The 25928-nt window shown below is 73.0% G+C and carries 24 protein-coding genes; 11 read left to right on the forward strand and 13 right to left on the reverse strand.

Features of this window, described 5'->3' with window-relative positions:
• Window positions 1-126: 126 nt before the first annotated feature.
• Entirely contained in the window at window positions 127-2559 is a 2433-nt protein-coding gene (locus tag ACZ6Y1_RS00810; RefSeq protein ID WP_469620313.1) for a helicase associated domain-containing protein, read from the forward strand.
• Between the two features lie 5 nt (window positions 2560-2564).
• Here the strand turns inward: ACZ6Y1_RS00810 and ACZ6Y1_RS00815 are convergent, their stop codons facing one another.
• Window positions 2565-3956, reverse strand: coding sequence for a glutamate decarboxylase (locus ACZ6Y1_RS00815; RefSeq protein ID WP_469620330.1), 1392 nt, complete (start codon window positions 3954-3956; stop codon window positions 2565-2567).
• 276 nt (window positions 3957-4232) lie between these two features.
• On the opposite strand from ACZ6Y1_RS00815, the gene melC1 reads away from it, so the two are divergent.
• Window positions 4233-4613: an apotyrosinase chaperone MelC1 gene (gene melC1, locus ACZ6Y1_RS00820; RefSeq protein ID WP_469620345.1), complete on the forward strand. Its 381-nt coding sequence runs from the start codon at window positions 4233-4235 to the stop codon at window positions 4611-4613.
• Complete coding sequence (gene melC2, locus ACZ6Y1_RS00825; RefSeq protein WP_469620348.1) at window positions 4610-5431, forward strand: tyrosinase MelC2; 822 nt, start codon at window positions 4610-4612, stop codon at window positions 5429-5431. Before melC1 ends, melC2 begins: the two co-directional genes overlap by 4 nt.
• Here the strand turns inward: melC2 and ACZ6Y1_RS00830 are convergent.
• Both ACZ6Y1_RS00830 and ACZ6Y1_RS00835 read right to left on the reverse strand, forming a co-directional pair.
• On the reverse strand, window positions 5413-6114 hold the full coding sequence (locus ACZ6Y1_RS00830; protein WP_469620351.1) for a response regulator: 702 nt from the start codon (window positions 6112-6114) through the stop codon (window positions 5413-5415). The two genes, melC2 and ACZ6Y1_RS00830, sit on opposite strands and share 19 nt — an antisense overlap.
• A complete protein-coding gene (locus ACZ6Y1_RS00835) occupies window positions 6111-7706 on the reverse strand; it encodes a sensor histidine kinase (protein WP_469620355.1) in 1596 nt (531 codons plus the stop codon). The genes ACZ6Y1_RS00830 and ACZ6Y1_RS00835 overlap by 4 nt, the downstream gene beginning before the upstream one ends.
• Window positions 7707-7811: 105 nt before the next feature.
• Here ACZ6Y1_RS00835 and ACZ6Y1_RS00840 point away from each other — a divergent pair, with 105 nt between their 5' ends.
• Window positions 7812-9200: a cation:dicarboxylate symporter family transporter gene (locus ACZ6Y1_RS00840; protein WP_469620359.1), complete on the forward strand. Its 1389-nt coding sequence runs from the start codon at window positions 7812-7814 to the stop codon at window positions 9198-9200.
• A 292-nt stretch (window positions 9201-9492) separates the two neighbouring features.
• Complete coding sequence (locus tag ACZ6Y1_RS00845) at window positions 9493-11265, forward strand: S8 family peptidase (RefSeq protein ID WP_469620363.1); 1773 nt, start codon at window positions 9493-9495, stop codon at window positions 11263-11265.
• A gap of 82 nt (window positions 11266-11347) precedes the next feature.
• Here ACZ6Y1_RS00845 and ACZ6Y1_RS00850 read toward each other — a convergent pair whose 3' ends face one another.
• From ACZ6Y1_RS00850 to ACZ6Y1_RS00860, 3 genes are all read right to left on the reverse strand, one after another.
• Window positions 11348-12016: a (2Fe-2S)-binding protein gene (locus ACZ6Y1_RS00850; RefSeq protein ID WP_469620366.1), complete on the reverse strand. Its 669-nt coding sequence runs from the start codon at window positions 12014-12016 to the stop codon at window positions 11348-11350.
• A gap of 93 nt (window positions 12017-12109) precedes the next feature.
• On the reverse strand, window positions 12110-13360 hold the full coding sequence (locus ACZ6Y1_RS00855) for an MFS transporter (RefSeq protein ID WP_469620370.1): 1251 nt from the start codon (window positions 13358-13360) through the stop codon (window positions 12110-12112).
• A 66-nt stretch (window positions 13361-13426) separates the two neighbouring features.
• Entirely contained in the window at window positions 13427-14227 is an 801-nt protein-coding gene (locus ACZ6Y1_RS00860; RefSeq protein WP_469620373.1) for an alpha/beta fold hydrolase, read from the reverse strand.
• Window positions 14228-14367: 140 nt separating this feature from the next.
• On the opposite strand from ACZ6Y1_RS00860, the gene ACZ6Y1_RS00865 reads away from it, so the two are divergent.
• Window positions 14368-15054: a GNAT family N-acetyltransferase gene (locus ACZ6Y1_RS00865; RefSeq protein ID WP_469620378.1), complete on the forward strand. Its 687-nt coding sequence runs from the start codon at window positions 14368-14370 to the stop codon at window positions 15052-15054.
• 30 nt (window positions 15055-15084) lie between these two features.
• On the opposite strand, the gene ACZ6Y1_RS00870 is transcribed toward ACZ6Y1_RS00865, so the two are convergent.
• The 3 genes from ACZ6Y1_RS00870 to ACZ6Y1_RS00880 form a co-directional block, all read right to left on the reverse strand.
• Window positions 15085-16113: a TolB family protein gene (locus tag ACZ6Y1_RS00870; RefSeq protein WP_469621691.1), complete on the reverse strand. Its 1029-nt coding sequence runs from the start codon at window positions 16111-16113 to the stop codon at window positions 15085-15087.
• 63 nt (window positions 16114-16176) lie between these two features.
• The gene (locus ACZ6Y1_RS00875; RefSeq protein WP_469620381.1) at window positions 16177-17442 is read right to left on the reverse strand and encodes an MFS transporter; all 1266 of its coding nucleotides are present in this window, start codon (window positions 17440-17442) and stop codon (window positions 16177-16179) included.
• 2 nt (window positions 17443-17444) lie between these two features.
• A complete protein-coding gene (locus ACZ6Y1_RS00880; RefSeq protein ID WP_469620384.1) occupies window positions 17445-18326 on the reverse strand; it encodes an alkaline phosphatase family protein in 882 nt (293 codons plus the stop codon).
• Between the two features lie 277 nt (window positions 18327-18603).
• Here ACZ6Y1_RS00880 and ACZ6Y1_RS00885 point away from each other — a divergent pair, with 277 nt between their 5' ends.
• Window positions 18604-19902 (forward strand): alpha/beta hydrolase, encoded by a 1299-nt coding sequence (locus ACZ6Y1_RS00885; RefSeq protein ID WP_469620388.1) that lies wholly within the window; start codon window positions 18604-18606, stop codon window positions 19900-19902.
• Here ACZ6Y1_RS00885 and ACZ6Y1_RS00890 read toward each other — a convergent pair.
• Window positions 19880-21346 (reverse strand): carboxylesterase/lipase family protein, encoded by a 1467-nt coding sequence (locus ACZ6Y1_RS00890; protein WP_469620392.1) that lies wholly within the window; start codon window positions 21344-21346, stop codon window positions 19880-19882. The genes ACZ6Y1_RS00885 and ACZ6Y1_RS00890 overlap by 23 nt on opposite strands.
• Before the next feature lie 102 nt (window positions 21347-21448).
• On the opposite strand from ACZ6Y1_RS00890, the gene ACZ6Y1_RS00895 reads away from it, so the two are divergent.
• A complete protein-coding gene (locus ACZ6Y1_RS00895) occupies window positions 21449-21772 on the forward strand; it encodes a hypothetical protein (RefSeq protein WP_469620396.1) in 324 nt (107 codons plus the stop codon).
• Window positions 21773-21868: 96 nt separating this feature from the next.
• On the forward strand, window positions 21869-22153 hold the full coding sequence (locus ACZ6Y1_RS00900) for a chaplin (RefSeq protein ID WP_384579191.1): 285 nt from the start codon (window positions 21869-21871) through the stop codon (window positions 22151-22153).
• 84 nt (window positions 22154-22237) lie between these two features.
• Here the strand turns inward: ACZ6Y1_RS00900 and ACZ6Y1_RS00905 are convergent, their stop codons facing one another.
• The 3 genes from ACZ6Y1_RS00905 to ACZ6Y1_RS00915 are packed head-to-tail and all read right to left on the reverse strand — an operon-like array spanning window position 22238 to window position 24090.
• On the reverse strand, window positions 22238-23101 hold the full coding sequence (locus tag ACZ6Y1_RS00905; RefSeq protein WP_469620399.1) for a tyrosinase family protein: 864 nt from the start codon (window positions 23099-23101) through the stop codon (window positions 22238-22240).
• Window positions 23102-23131: 30 nt separating this feature from the next.
• Window positions 23132-23500 (reverse strand): tyrosinase family oxidase copper chaperone, encoded by a 369-nt coding sequence (locus ACZ6Y1_RS00910; RefSeq protein WP_469620404.1) that lies wholly within the window; start codon window positions 23498-23500, stop codon window positions 23132-23134.
• A 59-nt stretch (window positions 23501-23559) separates the two neighbouring features.
• The gene (locus ACZ6Y1_RS00915; RefSeq protein ID WP_469620407.1) at window positions 23560-24090 is read right to left on the reverse strand and encodes a GNAT family N-acetyltransferase; all 531 of its coding nucleotides are present in this window, start codon (window positions 24088-24090) and stop codon (window positions 23560-23562) included.
• Between the two features lie 133 nt (window positions 24091-24223).
• On the opposite strand from ACZ6Y1_RS00915, the gene ACZ6Y1_RS00920 reads away from it, so the two are divergent.
• Both ACZ6Y1_RS00920 and ACZ6Y1_RS00925 read left to right on the forward strand, forming a co-directional pair.
• A complete protein-coding gene (locus ACZ6Y1_RS00920) occupies window positions 24224-24784 on the forward strand; it encodes an RNA polymerase sigma factor (RefSeq protein ID WP_469620411.1) in 561 nt (186 codons plus the stop codon).
• Window positions 24781-25818, forward strand: a complete 1038-nt coding sequence (locus tag ACZ6Y1_RS00925; RefSeq protein WP_469620414.1) for a CU044_5270 family protein — start codon at window positions 24781-24783, stop codon at window positions 25816-25818. Before ACZ6Y1_RS00920 ends, ACZ6Y1_RS00925 begins: the two co-directional genes overlap by 4 nt.
• Window positions 25819-25928 lie beyond the last annotated feature (110 nt).

Here is a 25928-nt window from a genome sequence, read left to right on the forward strand (position 1 = left end):
ACAACCCGACCGGACTTGACGCTCCCTGGTGTGACCCGTGTCACGACCTTCCGGGCGCCTGCGTCAAAATCAGGGCAGGATAGGAGCTGGAGACGAATCAGCAGATCAGGGGGGTGGGTGAGGCAGATGGTGAGAAAGCAGCTGCGCCCGCACCAGCGTGAGGCCGTCGACGCGGTGGTGCGGGCCCTGGAGCTGCCCGCCGACGGCCGGGTCCCGGAGGCCGGGCTGCGCACCCAGGTGATCATGGCGACCGGGTCGGGGAAGTCCCTCGTCGCCGTCCGCTCGGCCGAGGAGCTGCGGGCCGGGCGGGTCCTGGTCCTGGTGCCCTCGCTGGACCTGCTGGTGCAGACCGCGGCGGCCTGGCGGGACGGCGGCCGCACGGGGCGCTCGCTCGCCGTGTGCTCGCTGCGCGGTGAGGACGCCGGGGTCCCCACGACCACCGATCCGGCGGAGCTGGCGCGCTGGTGCGGCCCTTCGGTGGACCGGGTGACCGTGTTCGCCACGTACGCCTCGCTCGGCCTGGGCATCGTCGAGCGGGCGCACCTGTCGGGGCTGCCCGGCTGGGACCTGGTCGTGGTGGACGAGGCGCACCGGACCTCGGGGCGGATCGGCAAGCCCTGGGCGGTGGTCCACGACAACACCCGGATCCCCGCCGTGCGGCGGCTCTACATGACGGCCACGCCACGGGTCTGGCAGGACGGCGAGGAGAGCGAGGAGAGCGAGGAGGGGGGCCGCGGCAGCGGCGCCAAGGGGCGCGGCGAGTTGGTCGCCTCCATGGAGGACGACCCGCGGGGGCCGTTCGGCGCCCGCTGCTACACCCTCTCGCTGTCCGAGGCCATCGACCGGGGGATCTGCGCGCCGTACCGGGTGGTGTGCGTGGACGTGACCGATCCGGGGTTCCAGGCGGCCGTGCTGATGGGCCGTGACGGGCGGTCGGACGAGGTGCGCGGGGCCCGGCTCGCCGCTCTGCAGACGGCACTCGTGAAGGCCGCGGTGCACCAGGGGTTCCGGCGGACGCTGGTCTTCCATCACCTGACCAAGGAGGCGGAGGCGTTCGCCGCCGGTCTGCCGGCGGTGGCCACGCGGCTGCGGCTGGCGAGCCGCAGCCCGCGCCCGGTCCATCCCCGCCGGGTGTGGGCGGACTGGCTGTGCGGACAGCATTCGGCGGCGCACCGGCGGCGGGTGCTGTCCGCGTTCGCCGATCCCCGCGTCGCCGAGAAGGCGTTCCTGGGCAGCGTCCGGGTACTGGGCGAGGGCGTGGACACCAAGGAGTGCGACTCGGTCTTCTGGGCGGACGTACGGGGATCCATGCCCGACCTGGTCCAGGCCGTCGGGCGGGCGCTGCGGATCCGCCCCGGGGAGGGGAAGGTCGCCTCGCTGGTGGTGCCGGTGCTGCTGGGGCCCGGCGAGAGCCCCGCCGAGATGCTGACCTCCCGGGCGTACGGGGACCTGGCGCGGCTGCTGGAGGCGCTGCGCGCGCACGACACCCGGCTGGTCGAATCGCTGGCCCAGCCGCAGGTGCCGGGCGGGACCCCGGCTGCCGTGGCGGCGCCGGGCGGCCTCAGCGGCGGGGCCCAGGGGCTGCTGAGCTTCTCCACGCCCCGGGATCCGGCGGTGCTGGCCGCCTTCGTCCGGCTGCGGGTGCTGAACCCGGAGCACGAGCACTGGCGGCGCGGGGTCGAGGCCGCCCGGATCTACGCCGCCCTGGCCGGGGACCTCAAGGTCCCCTTCGGCTTCAAGGCGCCGGCGGGCGACGAGGCCTGGCCGGCCGGGCTCGCCCGGTTCCCGCTCGGCCAGTGGATCGCGGACGTGCGGCGCACCTACCGCCGGGGCGCGCTCGGCCGGGAGCGGGCGGCCGAGCTCGACGCGCTGGGCATGGTGTGGAGCCACTTCGACGTGGCCTTCGCGGAGGGGCTCTCGGCGGCCCGCGGCTGGGCGGCGGAACACGGGCACCTGCTTCCGCCGGTGGAGGCCACCTGGGGCGGTGCGCCGGTCGGGGTGTGGGTGAAGAACCAGCGGGCCGCGGCCCGCCGGCAGGGCGCCGGGGCACTCTCGGAGGACCGCCGGGAGGCGCTGGAGGCCATCGACGCCTCCTGGTGCCCGGACTGGGAGATCTCCTGGCAGCGCGCCTTCCACCTGACCCGGGTGCACCTGGATGCGGGCGGCCGGCTGCCGCTCGCCCCCGGCGAGGTGCTGGTCCAGGGCGAGGACCTGGGCGCCTGGGTGCGTACCCAGCGGCTGAACTGGGAGCGGCTGTCCTGGGCGCAGCGCTGGCTGCTGGAGCACACCCTCGGTGTGACCCCGGCGAGCGGGGCGGAACGTCCGGCGCCGCGCACCAGCCACACCGAGGCGTGGGCGAACCATCTGGAGGCGGCCCGGCAGTTCCACCTGCGCGAACGGCACCTGAGGGTGCCCCGCAGGCACGTGGAGCGGGTCGGCGACCGGGAGGTGCGGCTGGGGGCCTGGATCGCCAACCAGCGCTCGCGGGCGGGCTCGCTCACCCCGGAGCGGGTGGCGGCCCTCGACGCCCTTGGCATGCGCTGGTCGGCGTCCGGCTGAGGACCTCAGTGGTGGAAGCCCGACCGGGGCTCGGTCGCGGGCGCCGGCGGGGGCGTGGCGGTGAGGTGGTCGACGGCCCGGCGCATGTCGCCGGCGAGGAGGGCGATCTGGTCGCGGGTCACGCCGTGCCGGATGAGCACCCGCTGGATCACGGTGTCGTCGCGGGCGGGCGGCAGCGGGTACGAGGGCACCTGCCAGCCGCGCATGCGCAGCCGGTCGGAGAGGTCGTAGAGGGTGAACGGGGAGGCCGCCGGGTCGGTGAGCGTGTAGGAGACGGCGGGGAGTCCGCCCTGGCCGTCGTAGAGGAGGGTGAAGGGGCCCATGGCGGCGATCTCGCCGGCCAGGTACCGGGCGGTGTCGGCGCAGGCCTGCTGGACGCGCCGGTAGCCGCCGCGGCCGAGCCGCAGGAAGAGGTAGTACTGGGCGATGACCTCGCCGCCGGGGCGGGAGAAGTTGAGGGCGAAGGTCGGCATGTCGCCGCCGAGGTAGTCCACGTTGAAGACGAGGTCCGCGGGGAGCAGGTCGGCGGTGCGCCAGACGATCCAGCCGACGCCGAGGGGTGCGAGGCCGTACTTGTGCCCGGAGGTGTTGATGGAGGCCACGCGCGGCAGCCGGAAGTCCCACACCACGTCGGGGTGGAGGAAGGGCGCGACGAAGCCGCCGCTCGCGCCGTCGACGTGGATGGGGACGTCCCAGCCGTGCTCGGCCTGGATCGCGTCGAGTGCGGCGGAGAACTCGGCGACGGGCTCGTAGTCGCAGGTGTAGGTCACGCCCATGATGGCGACGACGCCGATGGTGTTCTCGTCCACGTAGTCGGCGAGCTGGTGGGCGCGCAGGCCGGTGGCGCCGGGCTCGAGCGGGACCGGGCGCAGTTCGACGTCGAAGTAGCGGGCGAACTTCTCCCAGCAGATCTGGACCGGGCCGCAGACCAGGTTGGGGCGGTCCACGGGCAGGCCCTGGGCGCGACGGCGCTCGCGCCAGCGGAACTTGAGGGCGAGTCCGCCGAGCATGGCGGCCTCGCTGGAGCCGGTGGTGGAGCAGCCGGTGGCGGCGGTCCCGGCGGGGGCGTTCCAGAGGTCGGCGAGGATGTTGACGCAGCGTTCCTCGATCTCGGCGGTCTGCGGGTACTCGTCCTTGTCGATCATGTTCTTGTCGAGGCACTCGTTCATCAGGCGGTGCACGCCGTCGTCCGACCAGGTGGTGCAGAAGGTGGCCAGGTTCTGGGCGGCGTTGCCGTCGAGGAGGAGCTCGTTGTGGAGGAGCTGGTAGACCACCTCGGTGGGTGAGTGCTCCTCGGGGATGCGGTACTTGGGGAGGATCTGGCCGCTCAGCGCGGAGGCGAACACATCCGTCTCGGCGTCGAGCGCGCCCTCGTCCTTCGTCTCATGGAGAGCCATATCGGGACTATATGGGACAAAAGGTAAGGAACCCTGGCGGCAGCCGGTCGGCACGCAGCGCCGCTTCCGGCCGACTCGGGGATGTGACCCTCTCCATAGCCCGCCGGTTCGACCGCAGGATTTACCGTCCAGTAGGGTTCTGCCCGCAGGTCTTCCCGTTCGGGCCACTGGAGCCGGTCCGAACGGGAAGATCATCCAACTTGTTCTACCGGCAACTTATCCATGGATGTCCGGATATCGGTCGATGGTCTTCTGTGCCCTGATACCTCTTCGGCCATGAACAAGATCACCCGCCGACAGGCCTTGGCAGGCACCACTGCCGGCGCACTCACCGCTTTGGGCATGGCGGCCACCGCCGCGAACGCCACCCCGGCCACCACCCCGACGACCTCGGGCACGGCCACCGAAGAGGTCTACCAGGGCCGCCGCATCCGGATATCACAGGACGGGGGCGGCCACCACGGCGGCCACCACGGCGCCGGACTGCCCACGGTCCGGATAGACGGCCGCGAGCTGCACGTGATGCGCAACGCCGACGGCACCTGGATCAGCGTGGTCAACCACTACGAGACGTTTGGCGACCCGCTCTCCCTCGCCCGCGCCGCGGTCCGCGAGCTGCAGGGCTCCGAGCTCGCCCCGTTCGGGGGTGCGGCATGACCGTCCGCAAGAACCAGGCCGCGCTCACCGCCGAGGAGAAGCGCGCCTTCACCGCGGCCCTGCTGGAGCTCAAGCGCACCGGCACGTACGACCGCTTCGTGACCACGCACAACGGTTTCATCATGTCCGACACGGACTCGGGCGACCGGGTCGGCCACCGCTCCCCCTCCTTCCTGCCCTGGCACCGCCGCTTCCTGCTGGAGTTCGAGGCGGAACTGCAGAAGGTCGACAAGAACGTGTCGATCCCCTACTGGGACTGGACCGCCGACCGCACCTCCCGCTCCTCCCTGTGGGCCGCCGACTTCCTCGGCGGCACCGGCCGGGCCCGGGACGGCCAGGTGCTCGACGGGCCCTTCGCCCACGCGGGCGGCAAGTGGAACGTGAACGTACGGGTGGACGGGCGCGCCTACCTGCGCCGGGCCCTCGGCACGGGTGTCGCCGAGCTGCCGACCCGGGCGGAGGTGGACGCCGTTCTGGCCATCCCCGTGTACGACGCGGCCCCCTGGAACAGCGCCTCGGGCGGCTTCCGCAACAGCCTGGAGGGCTGGCGGGGCGCCAACCTGCACAATCGGGTGCACGTGTGGGTCGGCGGGCAGATGGCGACCGGCGTGTCCCCGAACGACCCCGTCTTCTGGATGCACCACGCCTTCGTGGACAAGCTGTGGGCCGACTGGCAGGCCCGCCACCCGCAGTCCGCGTACCTGCCGGCGGCGGGCACCCCGAACGTCGTGGACCTGCACGACACCATGCGGCCCTGGAACGACGTCACCCCGGCGGACATGCTGGACCACCGGAAGTTCTACACGTTCGACGCGTGAGGCACCGCCGGAAGCCAGCGGTAGTGCAGTTCGGGGCGGCCGACCTGGCCGTAGCGGGGGGTCCGGTCCGCGCGGCCGGTGTCCACCAGGTGCTCCAGGTAGCGGCGGGCGGTGATCCGGGAGATCCCGGCCGCCTCGGCCGCCCCCGCCGCGGTCAGCCCCTCGGCCGCCGCCCTCAGCAGGGCGGCGACCCGGTCCAGGGTCGGCGCGCTCAGCCCCTTCGGGAGCTGCGCCGGGCGGGGGGCGCGCAGGGCGGCCATCGCCCGGTCCACGTCGTCCTGGCCGGCCGCCTCGCCCGCCGTCTGGCGGAACTCGGCGTACCGGAGCAGCCGTTCGCGCAGGGTCGGGAAGGCGAAGGGCTTCAGCACGTACTGGACCACGCCGAGGGAGACGCTCTCGCGGACCACGGCCAGGTCCCGCGCCGAGGTCACCGCGATCACGTCGACGGGATGCCCGGCGGCCCGCAGCCCGCGGGCGAAGCGCAGCCCGTGCCCGTCGGGCAGGGTGAGGTCGAGCAGCAGCAGGTCGACCCGGGTCCGCTCCAGGATCCGGGTGGCCTCGGCCAGCGAGTGGGCGACCCCGGCCGCCGTGAATCCGGGCACCCGCCCGACGTACAGCGCGTGCGCGTCGGCGGCGACCGGGTCGTCCTCGACGATCAGCACCCGCACCTCTCCCGGGCTCACCGGGCACCGCCCGGGGCGGGCAGCCGTACGGTGAACTCCGCGCCCCCGGCCGGGCCCTGGGCGGCGGTCACGCTCCCGCCGTAGCGCTGCGCCACCTGGCGCACCAGCGCGAGACCGAGGCCCCGCCCCTCGCCCTTGCCGGACCAGCCGCGGCGGAAGACGTCGACGCCCTGCGGCAGCCCGGGGCCGTTGTCGGCGACCCGCAGCAGCAGTTCGTCCCCGTCGGGGCGCAGCGTCACCGCGATCCGCGCGCCGGGGACGGCCGTGACGGCGTCGGCCGCGTTGTCGATGAGGTTGCCCAGCACCGTGACCAGGTCACGGGCCGGCGGCAGGCCGCGCCCCTCGGCGAGGCTGCGGCTGTCGGGGGTGACGACCAGCTCCACGCCCCGCTCGTGCGCCTGCGCGGCCTTGCCCAGCAGCAGCGCCACCAGCACCGGCTCGTCGACCGCGGCGATGACCTGGTCGGTCAGCGCCTGCGCGAGCTCCAGTTCGGCGGTGGCGAACTCCACCGCCTCGTCGGCGCGGCCGAGTTCGATCAGCGAGACCACGGTGTGCAGCCGGTTGGCGGCCTCGTGGGCCTGGGAGCGCAGGGCCTGGGTGAACCCCCGCTCCTGGTCCAGTTCACCGGTCAGCGCCTGGAGTTCGGTGTGGTCGCGCAGGGTCACGACCGTGCCGCGACGGCCGCCGCCCGCGACCGGCGCGCTGTTGACCACCAGGACCCGGTCCGCGGTCAGGTGCACCTCGTCGACCCGGGGCCGGTCCGCCAGCAGGACGCCGGTGAGCGGGGCGGGCAGGCCCAGGTCCGCGGCGCCGGATCCGGTGACCGTGCCCCGCAGGTTCAGCAGTTCGCGGCCCGCGTCGTTGATCAGGGTGATCCGGCGCTGCCCGTCGAGCAGCAGCAGTCCCTCGCGGACCCCGTGCAGGGCCGCCTGGTGGTAGTCGTACATCCGGCTGAGCTCGGCCGCGTTCATGCCGTGCGTGTGCCGCCGCAGCCGGGCGTTGACCACGTACGTGCCGAGGCCGCCGAGGGCGAGGGCCCCGCCGGCGACCCAGGCGAGGGCCGAGAGCTGCGCGGCGAGCCGGTCGCTTATGGCGCGCACGGTGATCCCGGAGCTGACCAGGCCGACGATCCGGCCGCCGTCGGCGATCGGGGTGACCACGCGGATGGACGGGCCGAGGGTGCCGGTGTAGGTCTCGCTGAAGGTCTCGCCGCGCAGCGCGGGCGCGGTGTTGCCCAGGAAGGGCTCGCCGATGCGCCGCGGGTCGGGGTGGGTCCAGCGCCGCCCGTCGGGCGCCATGATCGTCACGAAGTCCACGCCGGAGCCGGTGCGGACCTTCTCCGCGTAGGGCTGGAGGGCGGCCGAGGGGTCGGTCCCGCGCGCCGAGCCCCGTACGGCCTCGTGCACGGACGGCGAGTCGGCGACCGCGTGGGCCACGGCCCCGGCCTGCCGCCGGGCGGCGTCCTCGGCCTGGCCCCGCGCGGTGGCGTACGCGAAGACGGCGCAGCCGGCGACGACCACGGCGACCAGCAGCACCTGCATGGCGAAGAGCTGGCCGGCGAGGCTGCGCGGGGGCCGGGGAAAGCGGAGCATGGCGCTCAGTGTGCACCGGGTCGTGAACTCAATGAACGCAAGGGTGACCGGGGTCACAGCGCTGGGCGATGGTCTCCCGGAACGACTTCACCACCAGGAGGCATCGTGGCCGCCAGGCGCGACAGAACGCACTATCTCTACATCGCGGTGATCGCCGCGGTGCTGCTCGGCATCGCCGTCGGCTTCGCCGCGCCCGGCGTGGCCGTGGAGCTCAAGCCGCTCGGCACCGGCTTCGTCAACCTCATCAAGATGATGATCTCGCCGGTGATCTTCTGCACGATCGTGCTGGGCATCGGTTCGGTCCGCAAGGCCGCCAAGGTGGGGGCGGTGGGCGGACTCGCCCTCGGCTACTTCATGGTCATGTCCACGGTCGCGCTGGCGATCGGCCTGCTGGTCGGCAACCTGCTGGAGCCGGGCAGCGGGCTGCACCTGACCGAGGCCGCCAAGCACGCGGGCGAGGCGCAGGCCAAGGCGGGCGGGGCCCAGAGCACCCCCGAGTTCCTCCTCGGGATCATCCCGACCACCCTGGTGTCCGCCTTCACCGGCGGGCAGGTGCTGCAGACGCTGCTGGTGGCGCTGCTCTGCGGGTTCGCGCTGCAGGCCATGGGCGCGGCGGGCGAGCCCGTGCTGCGGGGGATCGGGCACGTGCAGAAGCTGGTGTTCCGGGTGCTCGCGATGATCATGTGGGCGGCGCCGGTGGGTGCCTTCGGCGCGATCGCGGCGGTGGTCGGGGCGACGGGCATGGACGCGCTGAAATCCCTGGCCGTCATCATGATCGGCTTCTACACGACCTGTCTGCTGTTCGTGTTCCTCGTGCTGGGCACGCTGCTGCGGGTGTGCACGGGGGTCAGCGTCTTCGCCCTGCTGCGCTATCTGGGCCGGGAGTTCCTGCTGATCCTGTCGACCTCCTCCTCGGAGTCGGCGCTGCCGCGGCTGATCGCGAAGATGGAGCACCTGGGGGTCTCCCGTCCCGTCGCGGGTATCACGGTGCCGACCGGCTACTCCTTCAACCTGGACGGGACCGCGATCTACCTGACGATGTCCTCGCTGTTCATCGCCGAGGCGATGGGCAAGCCGCTCGCGCTGGGCGAGCAGATCTCGCTGCTGCTGTTCATGGTCATCGCTTCGAAGGGTGCGGCCGGGGTCACCGGCGCGGGCCTGGCCACGCTGGCGGGCGGACTCCAGTCGCACCGGCCGGAACTCGTCGACGGCGTCGGCCTGATCGTGGGCATCGACCGGTTCATGAGCGAGGCTCGGGCGCTGACCAACTTCGCGGGCAACGCGGTCGCGACGGTGCTGATCGGGACGTGGACGAAGGAGTTCGACCACGCCCGGGCCGGTGAAGTCCTCGCGGGACGGCTGCCGTTCGACGAGAGCACGCTCATCGACGACGGGCACGGGACGGGCCACGCGGACCAGGGCGACCGGGCCGCGGAGCCGGTGGCCGCGGTGCCGCAGCCGGCGGGCGGCCCCAAGGACGGCGTTCCGGCCTAGCCGGTACGCCCGTACGGGTCGGCCGGGCAGGGTTCGCCCCCACGGTGCCCAGCCCCGCCGGCCCGGCATCCCTGCCGACCCCGGCATCCCCCGACACCGCTGGCAACAGTCGATTTTCAGCCAAACGCCCGCGAACCGTAGTGCTGTAAAAGGTACTTCCGTACCGGGGCATGCGTCTGACATCTTGCGTCCACCACTCGTTTCGTACGACGCGACAGGTGCCACCCGCACCATCGCGTCCTCGGAGGACGCATTGATACCCCACATATCCAGCCGACCTCGACGTACCCTCGTGCTGGCCGCCACCCTCGGCGCCGCACTCGCTTTCGGGGCCCCCGCCGCGCTCGCCGGCACCGCCCCCGTCTCGCCGGGCGGCTCCCCCGCCAAGGCCGGCTCCGCCGCCGCGGCGCCCAAGGCCGCGGCGCCGGCTTCCCAGAGTGCGACCTGGGTTGCCGGCACCCGCGCCTACCTCGTGATCACCGCTCCCGGTGACACCACGGCGGTCCGCAACGCCGTGACTGCCAACGGCGGCACGGTCTTCCAGTACTACGACGCGATCGGCGTGATCGTCGCCCACTCCGCCTCCGGCACCTTCGCCACGACGATGCGCGGTGTGAGCGGGGTCCAGCAGGTCGGCGCGACCCGTACCTCGGACGTACCGGCCGACGCCTACAACCCGGCACTGCCCGCCAATCCGGCGCAGGCCACGACGCCGGCGGGCGAGCCGAACCGCGTCGACATGACCCAGATCAAGGCCGACCAGGCCTGGGCCGTCACCACCGGCTCGCCTTCCGTCAAGGTCGGCATCCTGGACACCGGTGTGGACGACCAGCACCAGGACCTGGCGCCGAACTTCAACGCGGCGGACTCCGCCTCCTGCGCCTACGGCAAGCCGGACACCCGCACGGGCGCCTGGCGCGACGTCGGCACCCACGGCACCCACGTGGCCGGTACGGTCGCCGCCGCCAAGAACGGCAAGGGTGTCATCGGCGTGGCCCCGAGCGTGAAGATCTCCTCGGTGCGCATCGCCGAGCCCGGCTCCTCGCTCTTCTTCGCCGAGAACACCGTGTGCGGCTTCATGTGGGCCGGTGACCACGGCTTCCAGGTCACCAACAACAGCTACTACACGGACCCGTGGCAGTTCAACTGCCCGGACAACGCCGACCAGGCCGCGATCATCGAGGGCGTCAAGCGCGCCCAGGAGTACGCGGAGGGCAAGGGTTCGCTGCAGGTCGCGGCGGCCGGCAACTCCAACATCGACCTGGCCAACAAGACGACCGACACCGAGAGCCCGAACGACTCGACCCCGGTCACGCGCACCATCACCAACGCCTGCCTGGACATCCCGACCGAACTCCCGGGCGTGGTCACCGTCGCGGCGAACGGCACCGGCACCACCAAGGCCTCGTTCTCCAACTTCGGACAGGGCGTCATCGACGTCTCCGCGCCGGGCAGCAACGTCTACTCCACCGCGCCGGGCGGCACCTACGCCACCATGAGCGGTACGTCGATGGCCAGCCCGCACGTCGCGGGTGTGGCGGCGCTGATCGCCAGCACCAACCCGGGCATCACCCCGGCGCAGATCCGCGCCAAGCTGGCCGCCCAGGCCAACGACGTCGCCTGCCCGTCGGACAGCCGCTGCAAGGGCACCACGGCCAACAACGGCTTCTTCGGCGAGGGCCAGGTCGACGCGCTGAAGGCGGTCGGGTCCACCCCGCCCCCCGGCAAGTACTTCGAGAACACCGGTGACTTCGCCATCGGCGACAACACCACGGTGGAGAGCCCCATCACCGTCAGCGGTGTCACGGGCAACGCCCCGGCCACCCTCAAGGTGGGCGTGAACATCGTGCACACCTACATCGGTGACCTGAAGGTCGACCTGATCGCCCCGGACGGCACCGTGTACACGGTCCACAACCGGGCCGGCGGCAGCGCCGACAACATCAACCAGGTCTACACCGTGAACGCCTCCTCGGAGGTCGCCAACGGCATCTGGAAGCTGCGGGTCAACGACAACGCCGGCGGCGACACCGGCAGGATCGACTCCTGGAACCTGACCTTCTAGTCCCACCGGTTCCGCAGCACCGCCCCGCGGGCCATCGGGGAGCAGCCCGGCTCCTCCCCGGTGGCCCGCTCCGCCGTGCCCGCTACTTCGTGCGCAGCACGCAGTCCCCGCACAGCCCGCCGCCCGGCACCCGGTAGTAGAGGCAGCAACTGCGCCGTACGAAGGCCACGCCGAGCCCTTCCTCGTGGATGAAGGCGCCCGTCCCCGCGAGGGCCCCGCCCTCGGCGAGCAGTTCACCGGCCAGGGCCACGGCCGCGCCGCCCGGCACCCGGTCGAGCAGTACCCGCAGGGCTCCGACGAGCCCCGACGCGGCATTGCCGCGCAGCACCTTCGGCGAGACCCCGAAGCGCTCCCGCAGTCCCGCGTCGAGCACGGCCAGGTTCCCGAGGACGTTCTCACCGAGCTCCCGGGCCGGCCGGCCACCCGGCTCGGGCAGCCACAGCTCCAGCGAACCCGCCCGCGGCAGCCGCCACCAGACGCGGTCCGGTGCCAGGTCCGGCACCCGCCCGGCCAGGGCGGCGCAGCCGAGCCCGACGGACCAGAGCCGCGAGGCGATGCCGAGCTGGGCCGTCGAGGCGGCCACCCGCCCGGGCCCGCTGCCGATCCGCCGCCCGACCTCGGCGACGTACGGCTCCAGCCGCTCGCCGTACAGCTCGCCGAGCGGCCGGAACCCCTCCCCGGGCGGCTGCGCGCCGTGGGGCACATCGAAGAACGGCCCGACGGAAGCGAGCCTGCGCAGTACCTCGTCCATGCCCGGATGATCTCAGGCGTGCCCGCTCGGTCCGCCGGGTGTGCCGCCGAGGACCAGGCCCAGGGATCTGCCGCGGCCGTCCCCGCCCCCGCCTCAGCCCGGACGCACGGCTTCGGCGACCCCGTCCCGGGACTCGCCCCGCGCGCGGGCGGCCTCGGCCCGGCGCACGGCCGGGCCCATCCCGTACGAGGCGGCCAGCAGGACGGCGCCCAGCAGCAGCCACCCCGGGATGCCCCACACCAGCAGCAGCGAGGTCAGGACCAGCGGCCCCAGGGTGCGGGCGACGGGGACCCCGGTGCCGAAGAAGCCCTGGTACTGCCCGATCCGGTCGGCGGGCGCCAGCGCGAAGCCGATCTGCCAGGACCCGGCCGACTGCCTCATCTCGGCGTCCACCTGGAGCACCGCGCCGGCCACGAGCAGCCCGGCCGCCGCCCAGCCCGCCCCCGGCAGCGCCGAGAGGGCGAACACGGCGCACGAGGCGGCCATCACCACCCCGGAGATCCGCAGCGCCCGCCGGGCGCTGTCCAGGCCGGTCACGGTCCGGGCCGCGCGCACCTGGAAGAGCATCACGGCGACGGTGTTGAGCACGAACAGCGCCGACACCAGCCAGCCGGGGGCGTGCGTGCGCCGCACGATCCACAGCGGCACGGCGAGGCTGAGCAGCGGCATCCGCAGCAGCAGGACCGCGTTCAGGAGCGTGACCAGTGCGTACGGGCGGTCGCGGAGCACCGCCAGCCGGGGCTCGCCGGCCGCCCGCCCGGGGACGGGCGCCACCGCGGGCAGCGTCAGCAGCAGGGCGGCGCAGCCGAGGAAGCCCGCGGCGTCCAGGACGAAGACCGCGAGGTAGGCCCGCTCGGTGTCCGCGCCCAGGGCCAGGCCTCCGAGCGCGGCGCCGAGGGCCAGCCCGCCGTTGAGCATCGACTGCAGGTGGGCCAGCACCCCGGTCCGCCGCTCCGCCGGTACCAGTCCGGCGAGCAGCGCCTGCCGGGCGGCACCGAGACCGCACTGGGCGGTGGCGTACACGACCACGGCCGCCAGGAAGGCCCAGAAGGACCGGATGACGAGGAAGGAGAGCACCGAGGCCGCGGTGGCGGCCGCCAGCACCGCCGAGGCGCCCCGGGGCCCGCGCCGGTCGGCGAGCGCCCCCAGGGGGACGCCGGCCACGGAGCCCACGGCCCAGGCGACGGTCAGCCCGAGACCGATCTGCGCGGGCGAGAGACCGGCCACGCGGGTGAAGTAGAGGGCCGAACACACGTAGTAGGCGCCGTCACCGACGGAGTTGCTCAACTGGGCCGCGGCGAGCCGTCGCGGGGCCCCGGGCGGGGGCAGGATCCGTAGCGTCACCCCGTCATTCCAGCAGCCGGGTGGCCCGCGCGGGAGAGCCATTCACGGCCCGGGATCATGGGCCAATCAGAGCCCCGCGAGGAACTCCAGCAGCGCCCGGTTGAAGGCCTCCGGCCGCTCCACCCCGGGCAGGTGGCCGGCGCCCTCGATGACCGTGAGCACGGAGTGGGGCATCAGCGCGTGCATGGCCTCGGCGTCGGCGACCGGGGTGTAGACGTCGTCCGCCCCGACGATCAGCAGGCAGGGCTCCGAGGCCCCGGCGAGGACCGGGCGGTAGTCGGGGCGCTCGGCCCGCCCGCGCAGGGCGGCGGCCGCGCCCTCGGGGTCGGTCCCGCACATCATGGCGCTCACCCGGGCGGCCGCCTCGGGCATGCCGGTCACGTTGTAAGGCGCCAGCATCTTGTCGATGACCTCTTCCGCGTACCCCTTCATGCCCTCGGCGAGGAGCCGTTCCGCGAGCTCCCGGCGGTACTTCCTGCCGTCCTCGGTCTCCGGTTCCATCGATGTGTCGGAAAGCACGAGGGCCCGTACCACACCCGGGTGGCGCAGCCGCAGCTCCATGGCGATCTGCCCGCCCATGGACACACCGCCGACGACCACCTGTTCGATGCCGAGGCGGGCGAGGAGACCGGCCAGGTCGTCGGCGAGGTCGGCCAGCAGCGCCTTGCCCGGGAGGACCGGGCTTTCCCCGTATCCTCGCAGGTCAGGGGTGATAACCCGGTAGCCGGCGGCCGTCAGCGCGGCTGTCTGGGGGCCCCACATCGTGCGGTTGAACGGATGTCCGTGGATCAGGATTACGGGCGCTCCGTCCCGGGGACCCACATCATCGAAAAAGACGTTCACGCCATTGCCAAATTGGGGGTTCATGAGAGGACTTTAAGGGGCTACATTGAGCCACTCGCGTTCACCTGACAGCCCGTTGCCTTTCACCCGTGTTTTGCACGGGGGGCGACGTCAGAGACGCACACTGTGCAACCACCCCACCGCCCAGAAGGACCGAAGGCTCCGTGCCCGTACCCGTACTCCTCGCCGGCCGCTCCGTGCGGCTCGAGCCCCTCGCCCCCCACCACACCGAGGCTCTGGCCGTGGCCGGGGCCGAGGATCGTACGACTTACGCCTTCACCCCCGTACCCCATGGGGTGCAGGCGTCCCACGAGTACATCGAACGCGCCCTCGCCGATCAGGCGGCGGGCCGGTCGCTCCCGTTCGCGGTGGTCAGAGCCGCGGACGGCCTTGTTGTCGGTTCCACCCGGTTCCTGGAACTGGACTACTGGCAGGGTCCGCTGGTGTGGCCCGCCGTGCCCGGTGTCCCGTTCGGCGATCCGGCGACGGCGATCCCCGATGCCGCCGAGATCGGCAACACCTGGCTGTCCCCGGGCGCCCAGGGCACCGGCATCAACACCGAGGCGAAGCTGCTCATGCTCCGCCACGCCTTCGAGACCTGGGGCGTGCGACGCATCTCACTGCGCGCGGACGCCCGCAACGTCCGCTCCCGGGCCGCCATGGAACGCCTCGGCTTCACCTGCGAGGGGGTCCGCCGGGCCCATTCGCGGGGGCTCGACGGGGCCGTCCGCAGCACCGCCTTCTACTCGATCCTCGACGAGGAGTGGCCGGCCGTCCGGTCGATCATCGAGCTGAGGCTCTCGGCGAAGGCCCCGCGCAAGCGCCGCCGCAAGACGCTGGTTCCGGCGTAACGGTCCTGCGGTCCCCCGCGCCGGCCCTCCTCACCCGAGGAAGGCCGGGGCGAGGGCCGACGCCATGAGCCGGACCGGGGCGCCGCTGCCGTCGGCCGGCACCGTGTACAGGTCGGCCCCGAAGTCCCCGGGCAGGGAGTAGGCGACGGTCCGCTCGTCCAGCCACACGGCCTGGTCGTCCACGCTGCGCTCCTCGGCGAGCGGGGTCTCCGCCCCGGAGGCCAGGTCCAGGGCGTACAGCCGCCACGGGGCCTCGGCCGGCAGGCCCTCCACCCGCTTCTTGAACACCAGCCGCTTCCCGTCCGGCGCCAGCGACGGGCACTCCACGTTCTCGCGCAGGGTGGTCACCGTGCGTGCGGTCAGGTCCCCGCGGACCAGGTGGGTGCGGCCGCCGGTGGCCATGGTCGCGTAGAACGCCTGCTCGTCGGCGGTGAAAGTGACCCCCCAGAAGTTGACGTCGGCGTTGCGGTACTCCTTGCCGTCCTTGAGGACCGTGAAGTCCTCCAGGGAGGCGTCGAGCCTGCCCGTGCGCAGGTCGAGCACCGAGGTCCGCGTCGAGAAGTTCGTACCGGCGTACGAATCCCCGCCGACGAAGACGGTCCACGCGACCAGGTGCCCGCCGGGCGAGACCCGGGCGCGGGTGGGGATGCCGGCCAGCGCGTGCGCGGACACCTCCTTCAGGCGGGCGTCGAGCACGACGGCCCGGTAGCCGTCCTGGACGCCGCCCTTGACCGCCTGGAGGCAGACGCCGGTGCCCGCGGCCGAGTGGAAGCGCAGGCAGCTCACTCCGGAGGCGGTACGGGGTCCCTCGGGCGCCGAGGCGGGGACGGAGGCGAGTTCGTCGCGGTGCGGTCCCCACGCCATGTTGCGGAAGAGGATCCGCGGGCCGCCTTCGGCCGGGGTCAGGGAGAGCTCGCCCCGGGTGATCTCGGGGCCGCCCGGCCGGGCCCGGTTCTTCTGTTCGGCGCGGTCGGCGGCCCGCAGGAACGACAGGCCCGCGACCACGGCCAGCACGCACACGACGGCGGCCAGGATCAGGATCCGGCGGCGGAGGGACAAGGGGGGCATCGGTGGCATGGGGGCCTTTCGGGGCGGCTTCGGGGATGGTCGGGGGCGGCCGCGTCAGGCGTCGCCCGCGGGCAGCAGCCGTACGGACACGCAGACGGCCGCGGCGAGCAGGACGGCGGCCGCGGCGAGGGCGGGGCGGGCGCCCCAGACCGTCCAGGCGGCGCCGAAGGCGACGGAGGCGGCGAACCGGGCGAGTGCCTGGCCGGTCTGGACGAGGGCCAGCCCACCGCCCCGGTGCTCCTCGGGGACGGCTCCGGCGGCCGCGGCCATGAGCACGCCGTCGGTCGCCGCGTAGAAGCCGCCGTGCAGCAGGAGCACCGCGTACGGCAGCCACGGGCCCGCGCCGCCGGCCAGCAGCAGTCCGTAGGCGAGCAGCAGGGCGAGGTGGCCGCCGACGAAGACACGGCCGCGGCCGATCCGGTCGGCGAGCCGGCCCAGGGGCAGCGCGAGCAGGAAGAACGCGGCGGCGGTGCCGAGCGGCAGCAGGGCGAACCAGCGGTCGGCGATGCCGGTGGCGCGCTGGAGCAGCAGGAAGACAAAGGCGTCACTGACCGTGCACAGGCCGAGGAGCAGCGCGCACAGGCCGATGCGGCGCAGGCCGGCCCGGCGCAGCAGCCCGAGGGAGGCGCGCAGCGAGACGGGCTCGGCGTCGGCGGCCGGTGCGGTCCGCCGGCCGGGGACGAACAGTACGAGGACGAGGACACCGAGGGCGGCCACGCAGGCGCTGACGGTGAACACGGCGTCGTAGCCGTCGGCGGCGCCGCGCAGGATGAGGAAGGCGAGGACCGGCCCGATGAGGGCGCCGGCGGTGTCCATGGCCCGGTGCGCGCCGAAGGCCCGGCCGCGGTCCTCGGGGGCGGCCGCGAGGGAGATCAGGGCGTCGCGCGGGGCGGTGCGCAGGCCCTTGCCGGTGCGGTCGAGGGCGAGGACGGCGCCGATCGCGGGCAGGGTGTGCGCGAACAGGAGCAGCGGCTTGCAGAGCGCGGAGAGCCCGTAGCCGATCCCGGCGAGGGCCTTGTGGCGGCCGAGGCGGTCGCCGAGGTGGCCGCCGGTGAGCCGGACCAGGGCGCTCACCCCGTTGTAGAGGCCGTCGAGCAGTCCGAAGCCGAGCGGGGAGAGGCCGAGGCCGGCGACGAGGTAGAGCGGGAGCACGGCGGTGACCATCTCGGAGGAGACGTCGGTGATCAGGCTGACCGTGCCGAGGGCGAGGACCGTGGGGGCGAGGGCGGCGCGCCGCCCCGGGTGGGATCCCGGGGCGGCGGCCTGCGGCTCGGGGGTCACGGCGGGCGCGGGGGTCCCGCGGCTGTCCGCAACGTACATGGTCAGGAGGCCCAGATCCCCGTGATGTCCTTGGCGGTGGCCGCGTTCCCGGCGTGGGTGGTCAGGCCGGCCAGGCCCTCGAGGGTGCGCAGCACGTCGTAGTGGTTGTAGGTGGTGCCCGACGTGGAGCCGGGGGTGACGGGCTGGCCGTAGAGGACCGTGGGGATCTTGTTCCCGGCGAGCCGGTTGTCCTCGTCGAAGGTGACGACGAGCAGGCTGTTGTGCGTCTTGGCCCAGTCGGCGTAGGCCTTGATGTTGTTCTTGAGCCAGGTGTCGCCGGTGCCGACGGAGCAGTCGTGCATGTCGTTGCACAGGTCCGGGACGACGAAGGACACCTTGGGCAGGGTGCTGAAGTCCGTCGGGAACTGGGCCATCGTCTTCGCGGTGCTGGTGGGGACGTTGGAGAAGGCGAACCAGGGGTTGTGCTTGCGGGCGTACTTGCCGCTGCTGCAGGTGGTCGAACCGGCGCTGGGGAGGCCCTCGTTGTAGCTGCCCCAGCTCTTGCCCGCGGCGATCAGCTCGGAGGCCAGGTTCGGCGCGGAGCTGAAGCCGGGCGTGTAGCAGCTGTCGCTGGTGACGCCCTGGTTGGAGCCCGAGAAGAGCTGGAGGTAGTTGGGCTGGCTCGGATGGGTGATGCCGTACGACTGCGTCAGGTTCGCGCCGCCGCTCTTGAGCGAGTTGATGTACGGGGCGCTGGAGCTGCCGATGACCTGGTTGTAGGCGTGGTTCTCGAAGACCACCACCACGACGTGGTCGGGCGCCGGCAGGCCTGCGGCGTGGGCCGGCTGGACGGCGCCGACGCCCGCCCACAGGGCGGCGCCGGCGACGCTGAGGCCGAAGGCGGTGGCGAGGGCGGTCCTACGACGGGAGCCTGGCAGGGACATGCCAAACACGGGTTACCTCCGGGCGGAATGGGGGTTCGGACGGCGGCGCGGAGGCACCATACCCAGGGGCATGTGCACTGGCCAGGGATACTCGGCGAACAGAATCCGAACTCCACCGGCCCTTCAGGCGCCGGGTAATGGCCTCCCCCAGAAAACCCCAAGAGAAGCAAAAATACGGAACCCGGCCACGTATTCGTTCATCTTCCGAACGGACGGGACCAGCCGTTCAGACCACACCGCCCCCTCGGGGGCAGCATCAGCCGGAGAGCCACCGCGAATGTCGTACTCACCCGACGGGCAGCAGTTCCAGCCGTACAGGCCGCAGGGGCAGAGCCCCCAGCCGCCCTACGGGGACCAGTACGGCGGGCCCTACGGACAACAGCAGGCCCCCGGCCGGCCCCCGCAGGGCCCTTACGGGCAGCAGCCGCCGTACGGCCAACAGCCGGAGTACGGCCAGCAGTACGGCCAGCAGGAGTACGGGGACCAGTACGACTACGATCCGGAGCCCCCGCCGCGCAGGTCGCGGGTGCGCCGCTGGGTGATCGCGGGCGCCTCCGTGCTGGCGCTCGCCGGCATCGCGGCGCTCGTGATGAACCACTTCGAGATACCGCCGTTCACCGACAAGGGCTCCGACGTGTCCTTCGGGCAGCCCGCGGGCGGTGACGGCAAGAAGAAGGACGCCGGGCAGCCGGCGCCGAACTCCAAGATGCTCATGCCCACCGGGCCTGCCGCCGAGTTCAAGAACTCGATGACCCTGGCCGACGGCACGCACGTGGCCGTCACCACGCTGGACGGCAAGAAGTCGGGCTTCAAGGGCAAGGTCTGGGTCTGGGCGCCCAAGGAGTACAACGACCCGAAGTTCGCCAAGAGCGGCTTCCCGGTCATGATCGCCCTGCCCGGCGGCGCCGGTTACCCCAGCAACTACTGGATGGGCACCGACCTCGGCCTGCAGACCAGCATCAGCAAGTGGTACGCGGAGGGGAAGAGCAAGCCCTTCCTCCTCGCCATGCCGGTACTGAACCCCGGGTCGGACGAGAAGGGCATCTACTGGGACGGCTCCGACATCCCCGACCAGCCGAAGATGGGCACCTGGCTGACCGAGGACGTCCCGGACCTGATGAAGGCGAACTTCCGCACCGTCAAGTCCCGTGACGGGTGGGCCTTCATGGGCTCCTCCACGGGCGGCTTCGCGAGTCTGAAGGCCGTGCTCAAGCACCCGGACAAGTTCAAGGCGGCGATCTGCTCCGGCCCGGACATCGTCCCCGACTCCTCGCTGTGGAAGGGCCACGACAAGGAGAAGGCAGAGAACAACCCGGAGGTCCTGGCGAAGGCCATGATCGACAAGAAGACGGGGCCGGACGTCTACCTCGCCTTCCAGGTCGGTGACAACGAGAACAACAAGAAGACCCTGCCGGACGTGCAGAAGTTCATCGCCACCTACGGCAACAAGGGGCCGATCCACACCAGCCTGAGGGTCATCCCCGGCGGCCAGCACAACGCCAAGACCTACGTCCCGAACATGGGCGAGGGGCCGATCCAGTTCATCAGCAAGGTCATGGAAGGACCCGTCGAGTAGCCCGCGGCTCCTCGACCCGCTCCTCCTTCGTCCGCGGCCCGCCGAACGTCCTCGGCGGGCCGTTGCCCTCCCAGGGCGCCCAGCCCGGCTCCCCGGTCACCGCGAAGCGCACCCACGCCGCGTGCATCTCGTCGGCGAGCGCCTGCGGGGCGTCCGGGCCGGCCAGCCACGAGGCCTCCGGCACTCCGAGGGAGTCGAACACGAAGCCGAGTTCCAGGGCGTGGCAGGCCCCGAGGCCCGGTACGCCGGACTGCCAGGCGAATTCGTACAGGTAGCTCGGCGCGGCCCGCCTGGCTCCGGCGAGCCTGCGCAGCGGGTCGCGCAGCAGGCCGTCCGTGAGCAGCTGCCCCGCGAGCTCGGCGGGGCCCGCCCCGGGCAGGGCGGCGCACAGGGCCCGTACGTCGGCGCGGTCCTTGCCGCTGCGCAGGCGGGCCAGCCGCAGGGCGAGCGGGCCGAGCCGGTCCAGGAGCCGCATCGCGCCGGTGGGGGCGAGCCAGAGCCGGTACTCCTCGGTGGTCCAGCCCATCAGCAGCGGCACGTCACTGCGGGCGGCGGCTTCGAGAGGGTCCTCGGGGAGCGTGTTCGGGTCGGTCACCAGGCCGAAGGCGGGTCCGCCGACGAGGGGGCTCGACTTGTGGAGCACGGCCGCCTGGGCGGCGAGCAGGTCGGGCAACGGAGTGGCGGCGAACGCCTCCGCGGTGGCCTTGGTCTTGAGCAGGGAGGCCATCCGGCGCACCATCGCGCGGACCTTGTCGCGCGGCAGCGCCTGGGGTGCCCCGCTCTGCAGGACCGCCTGGGAGAAGAGCCCGGCGGCCCGCGGAGCGGCGAGCAGGGCGCCGGTGCTGATGGCTCCGGCGGACTCGCCGAAGACCGTGACGCGGGCGGGGTCGCCGCCGAAGGCCGCGATGTTCTCCCGGACCCATTCCAGGGCGGCGATCTGGTCGAGCAGGCCGCGGTTGGCGGGGGCGTCGGGGAAGAGCCCGTAGCCGAGGACTCCGAGGCGGAAGTTGCAGGAGACCAGCACGACCCCGTCGCGCGCGAAGGCGGCACCGTCGTAGACGGGCACGGCCGAGGAACCGCGGGTGTGCGCGCCGCCGTGCAGCCACACCATGACGGGCAGCCCGGCCGCCGGGGCCGGGTCGGGGGTCCACACGTTGACGGTCAGGCAGTCGTCCCCGGGGATCTGCGGGTCGGGCAGCAGGGCCGCGAAGGTGTGCTCGTAGGGCACCTTGGGCGCTGTGGGCCCGAACTCCCCGCAGTCCCGTACGCCCTCCCAGGCGGCCGGCGGCGCGGGGGCGGCGAATCGCAGGGCTCCGACGGGCGGGGCGGCGTAGGGGATGCCCCGGAAGACGGCGCTGCCGTGCACGTCCGTCCGGCCCTCCACCAGGCCGGAGCCGGTCCGGACCCGAGGCCGCGCCTGGCCGTCGTCACCGGGTGCGCTCATCTCGTCCTCCTGCTGTCGCCTGTGCGTGCGCGCACGGTCGCACAGCCCTCCGACGGGTGACAAGGCGTGACCGCGTCGGGGCCCCTCCTGGTTGGGCGGGGTATGCGATCCCTGCGTATCCACCACATTCTGCCCGTCCTGCTGCTGGCCGCCACCGGGATGACCGCCACCGGCGCCGCGGCCGCGGCCGAGCCGGACTTCCAGTACGTCGGCCAGGACGACCGGCCCCATGGGCTCACCGCGCCGAAGGGCTGCGTCGCGGCGGAGGGCGGCGGCGGCCGGGCGGTCTCGAACAGGACCCGGGCCACGGCGACCTTCTACCGGGACCCCGGCTGCACGGGGCGGGTGGTGGAGGTGCTGGGGCCGGGCTCCGTCACCCAGGTGCGGTCCTCCTTCGCCTCCGTGTCCTTCGCCGTCACCGGGTAGGCCCAGGGGCCGTGACCCCTCGGCGCTCCCCGCGTTGTATGCCATGTCAAATGCCGCAGATTCTGTGGCACCCCATATCTCACGAGGAGATCTTTGATGTCGCGTATCGCGAAGGCATTCGCCATCACCGCTGTGGCCGGTAGCGCCGTCACCGCCGGTGCGGGTCTGGCTGTCGCCGATGCCGGAGCGCACGGTGCGGCGGTCGGCTCCCCCGGTGTCCTGTCGGGCAACGTCCTCCAGGTTCCCGTCCACGTCCCCGTCAACGTCTGCGGCAACACGGTCAACGTGATCGCGCTGCTCAACCCGGCGTTCGGCAACACCTGCGTCAACGCCTCGGGCGGCGGCGACCACCACACCGAGGGTGGGGACTACGGCCACTGATCGCCTGATCTCCTGATCGGCTGATCACCAAAGGGCCCCCGCCGCGTGGCGGGGGCCCTTTCCGCGCCGCTGGGGCTGTCGTCGTCATTCGTAGCGGTAGACGCCCCGGTGGCTGAGCACCTCGCGGGGGGTGATGTTCCACGGCGGCATCGGCTCGTCGAGGGCGATGACCCGCCCGCGCTGGAGGTCCCCGTAGGGCAGGGGCGCGGCCGGCAGGTAGCCGGAGTCGGGGTGCTTGGCCTGCCAGCGGTCCCAGATCAGGTCCACGAAGGAGTGGTGCAGCCAGAACGCCGGGTCGTTGGGGGCGGTGCCGCCGGTCATGTGGCCGCCGATCCACTGGTGGACCTTGTTGTGGTTGCGCCAGCGCTCGCTCCTGGGCGCCGCCCAGCCCTCCAGCCGGTTGCGGAAGCTGCCGCCGGCGGCCGTGGAGTCCCAGGGCGAGGAGTCGTACGTCGGATCGTCGATCGCCCACTGGAGTTCCGCGGGGGTGGGCAGGCTGATCGGGTTCTGCGGGCGGCCGAGGTTGCGGGTGAGGAAGGCGGACTCCGTGATGCCCACGGTCACCGTCCAGTTGCCCTTGTCGTAGGCGAACGGCCCGGTCATCACCTTGCGGTCGCTCTCCCGGCCGGTCCCGCCGAGGAAGTCGTCGGCCCAGAGCGAGGAGACCGGGCTGGTGTCGGTGGTCCAGTCCCAGTAGGGGATGGAGACGCCGGGATCCACGCGCTGCAACTCCCGCTCGAACTGCAGCAGGTAGAGCCGGTGCCAGGGGAAGAAGGACGGCGACATGTGCCCGACGCGCAGCTTGCGGTCGCGGTCGGGCACGAAGTACTTGTCGTGGGTGCGCACGAAGGAGTCGTAGGTGCCGTCGCGCTTCAGCTCCAGCACGGCCGCCGTGAACCGCCTCTTCTGGGCGCTGGTCAGGTTCTTCTGGTTCTGCCGGGTGTACAACGCGGGGCTCCTCCCGTTCCCGTACGTGTGTCAGCCGTGGTGCGGGGCCGCGAACGCCAGCTGGGCGGTGCCCAGTTCGTCGACGGCGGCGCGGGCCAGTTCCATGGGCGTCCCGAAGGACTGGAAGTGGTTGATCCCGCTCAGGTAGCTGCCGTCGGCGCGGCGCATGACGTGCAGCGGGCGACCGTCGATGCGCACCCCGGCGAGGTCGACTGCGATGTGCCGCCCCCGGTAGGTCTCCTCCTCGGAGAGCGGGGCCGGGGTGAGCGTCTGGCGGGGGCGGCGGGCGCGCAGTACGGGGGCCAGGGCGGCGGCCGTACCGGCGAGCACCGTCGCGGTGAAGGCCGTTCGCAGGACCGCGCGGCGGGTCATGGGTGCGGTGGCGGCTGCGGACAACATACGGTCTCCCTCGCTCGGTGGCCGGCGGCTACGGGTCTAACGCCGCGCGGCGGGCGAGGTCACCCTTGGGGGTGCTTGTAGAAGAGGGTCGTGGGGTGCAGGCGGCCGGCCGGGTCGGTGGCGTAGTCGGGGATGGTGCCGACCTCGGTCCAGCCCGCCCGGAGGTAGACCTTCTCGGCGCCGCTGCCGGTCTCGGTGTCGAGGAACAGCAGCACCACCCCGGCCCGGGCGGCGGCCGCCTCGGCCTCGGCGAGCAGGGCGCGGGCAGTGCCCCGGCCGCGGGCGCCGGGGTGGACCATCAGCTTGCGCAGCTCGGCGCGGTGGCGGCCGTTGGGCTTGGACTCCCGGTACCAGCTGACGGTGCCGTCGATGCGGCCGTCGCCCCCGGTACGGGAGACCCACAGGGCCAGGGAGCCCTCCTCGACGGCGGGCAGCAGGGAGTCCCACCAGGCGGCGGCCCCCTCGTGGTCGAGGCCGGCGAGGAACCCGAGCGAGGAGCCGCCCTCCACGACCGCGAGGAGGAGGGCGGCGAGTTCGTCGCGGTGCGCGCGCAGGCCGGCGGCGTCGAGGCGGCTGATGGCGGTGATCATGTGGCCAGCGTACGGATCGGGAGGGTGGGCGGCGGAGGCGGGGAGGAGGGCCGGCGCGAACGCTTTCGCGCGCCGCGACAAGTACGGGGTGAGGGCCGCTACGACGGGCGGCCGGGGAGGGGAGCGCGCGCGTATGGACGCGGACGAACTGCTGCTGACGCTGTCGGCGGAGAAACCGGCGGCCTTCGAGACGCTGGTGGTACGGCATTCGGTGGGCCTGCACGGCTACCTGACGCGAAGAGCACCCGGCGCGGCGGACGACCTGCTGTCCGAGACGTGGCTGCAGGCCTTCGCCGGACGGGCCGGTTTCGACGCCGAGCGGGGCACGGCCCGGGCCTGGCTGTTCGGTGTGGCCCGCAACGTGCTGGCGGGCCACTGGCGGCGGGCCGCCCAGGACCGGACCGGTGTGCCCGTGCCGGGCACCGACAGCAGCGATCCCTGGGAGGCCGTGGACCGGCGGCTGGACGCCGCGTCCTGCGGGCCGCTGCTGCGCGAGACGCTCGCCGGCCTGCCGGCCGTGGAGCGGGAGCTGCTGCTGCTCGTCGCCTGGGAGCAGCTGACGCCCGGCGAGGCGGCGGACGTGGTCGGCATCCCGGCCGGAACGGCGCGTTCGCGGCTCCACCGCGCCCGGGGCCGTCTGCGGACCGCCCTCGCTTCCCCGAACTCCCTTCGTCTTTCTGGAGAGATGGCATGACGGACCGTACGACGGACTTCCGGGTTCCACTGGACTTCCCCGGTGCCGACGAGCTGCGCGCGGCAGGTGAGGTGGCCGCGCCGGCTCCCGACGTGGTGGGCACCGCCCTGGCGGCCGTGCGCACCGCCGCGGCCGCGGAGCGGGAGGCCGTCGCACCCGAGGTCGTACCGCTGCGACCGCGACGCGCCGTGCCGCGCGGGCGCAGGCTCCTGGTGTCGGCCGCGGCGATAGCCGCGATCGCGGCGGGCGTGAGCGTCTACCCGGTCGCCGGCCTGAAGGGCTCTCCGCCCGCGGCCACCGCCAGCGCAGCGGATTTCCTGCGCCAGGTCGCGGCGAAGGAGGCCAAGGGAACGGCCACGGCCGCGCCGTACTGGAAGACCCGCACGGTGTCGTCCCTCTGGGGCAGGCCCCACTCCGAGTACTCCGAGACGCCGGAGGTCGATGACACGACCCTCTGGAGGGCGGCCGATGCCGTCTTCATCCAGCACGGAGCCGACGGGGAGGTCCGCAAGATCGCCGCCTTCAAGCAGTCCTGGATCGTTCCCCTCCTCAACACCCGCCCCGAAGGCCTCGGCTGGGAGGAGGTGACACGGCTTCCCTCCGACGCCGCGGCGCTCAAGGCGGTCCTGGAGAGGTTCTATCCCGCGGGCCCCGGGGCGGATCACACGGCCGACGTGTACCAGGCCTACTTCAGAACCCTGACCGGTCTGCTCACGTCCGCGCCCCTCGAACCACCACAGCGGGCGGCCGTGTACGAGGTCCTGGCGGACATGCCGGGGCTCCGGCTGGTCGGGCCGGTCGAGGACAGCACCGGCCGTGCCGGGACCGCCGTGGAGGCCGACGTCCGCGACTGGCGCATCCGCCTTACCATCGACCCGGAGAAGGGCGGGCTGCTGGAGGAGACCTACCACATCCGCGGAGGGGAGCACGACGGAAAGATCGGCTTTCGCACGACGCTCCTGTCCGCCGGTCCCGAGCAGAGCATCCCGCCCTACCTGGACCTTTCGGAGAAGTCCAAGGCCACGCCCGAGTAGAGCACCTCGGCCGCTGGGACCTGTCGTCAAACTCCCGTCGTCGCCCGGAGGGCGGCCCCGCGGCGTCTGGTGCGTGCTCTCGGTGCGCCGGGCGGAAGCTCGCGTACTGG

Source organism: Streptomyces sp. NPDC053432 (assembly GCF_055585365.1).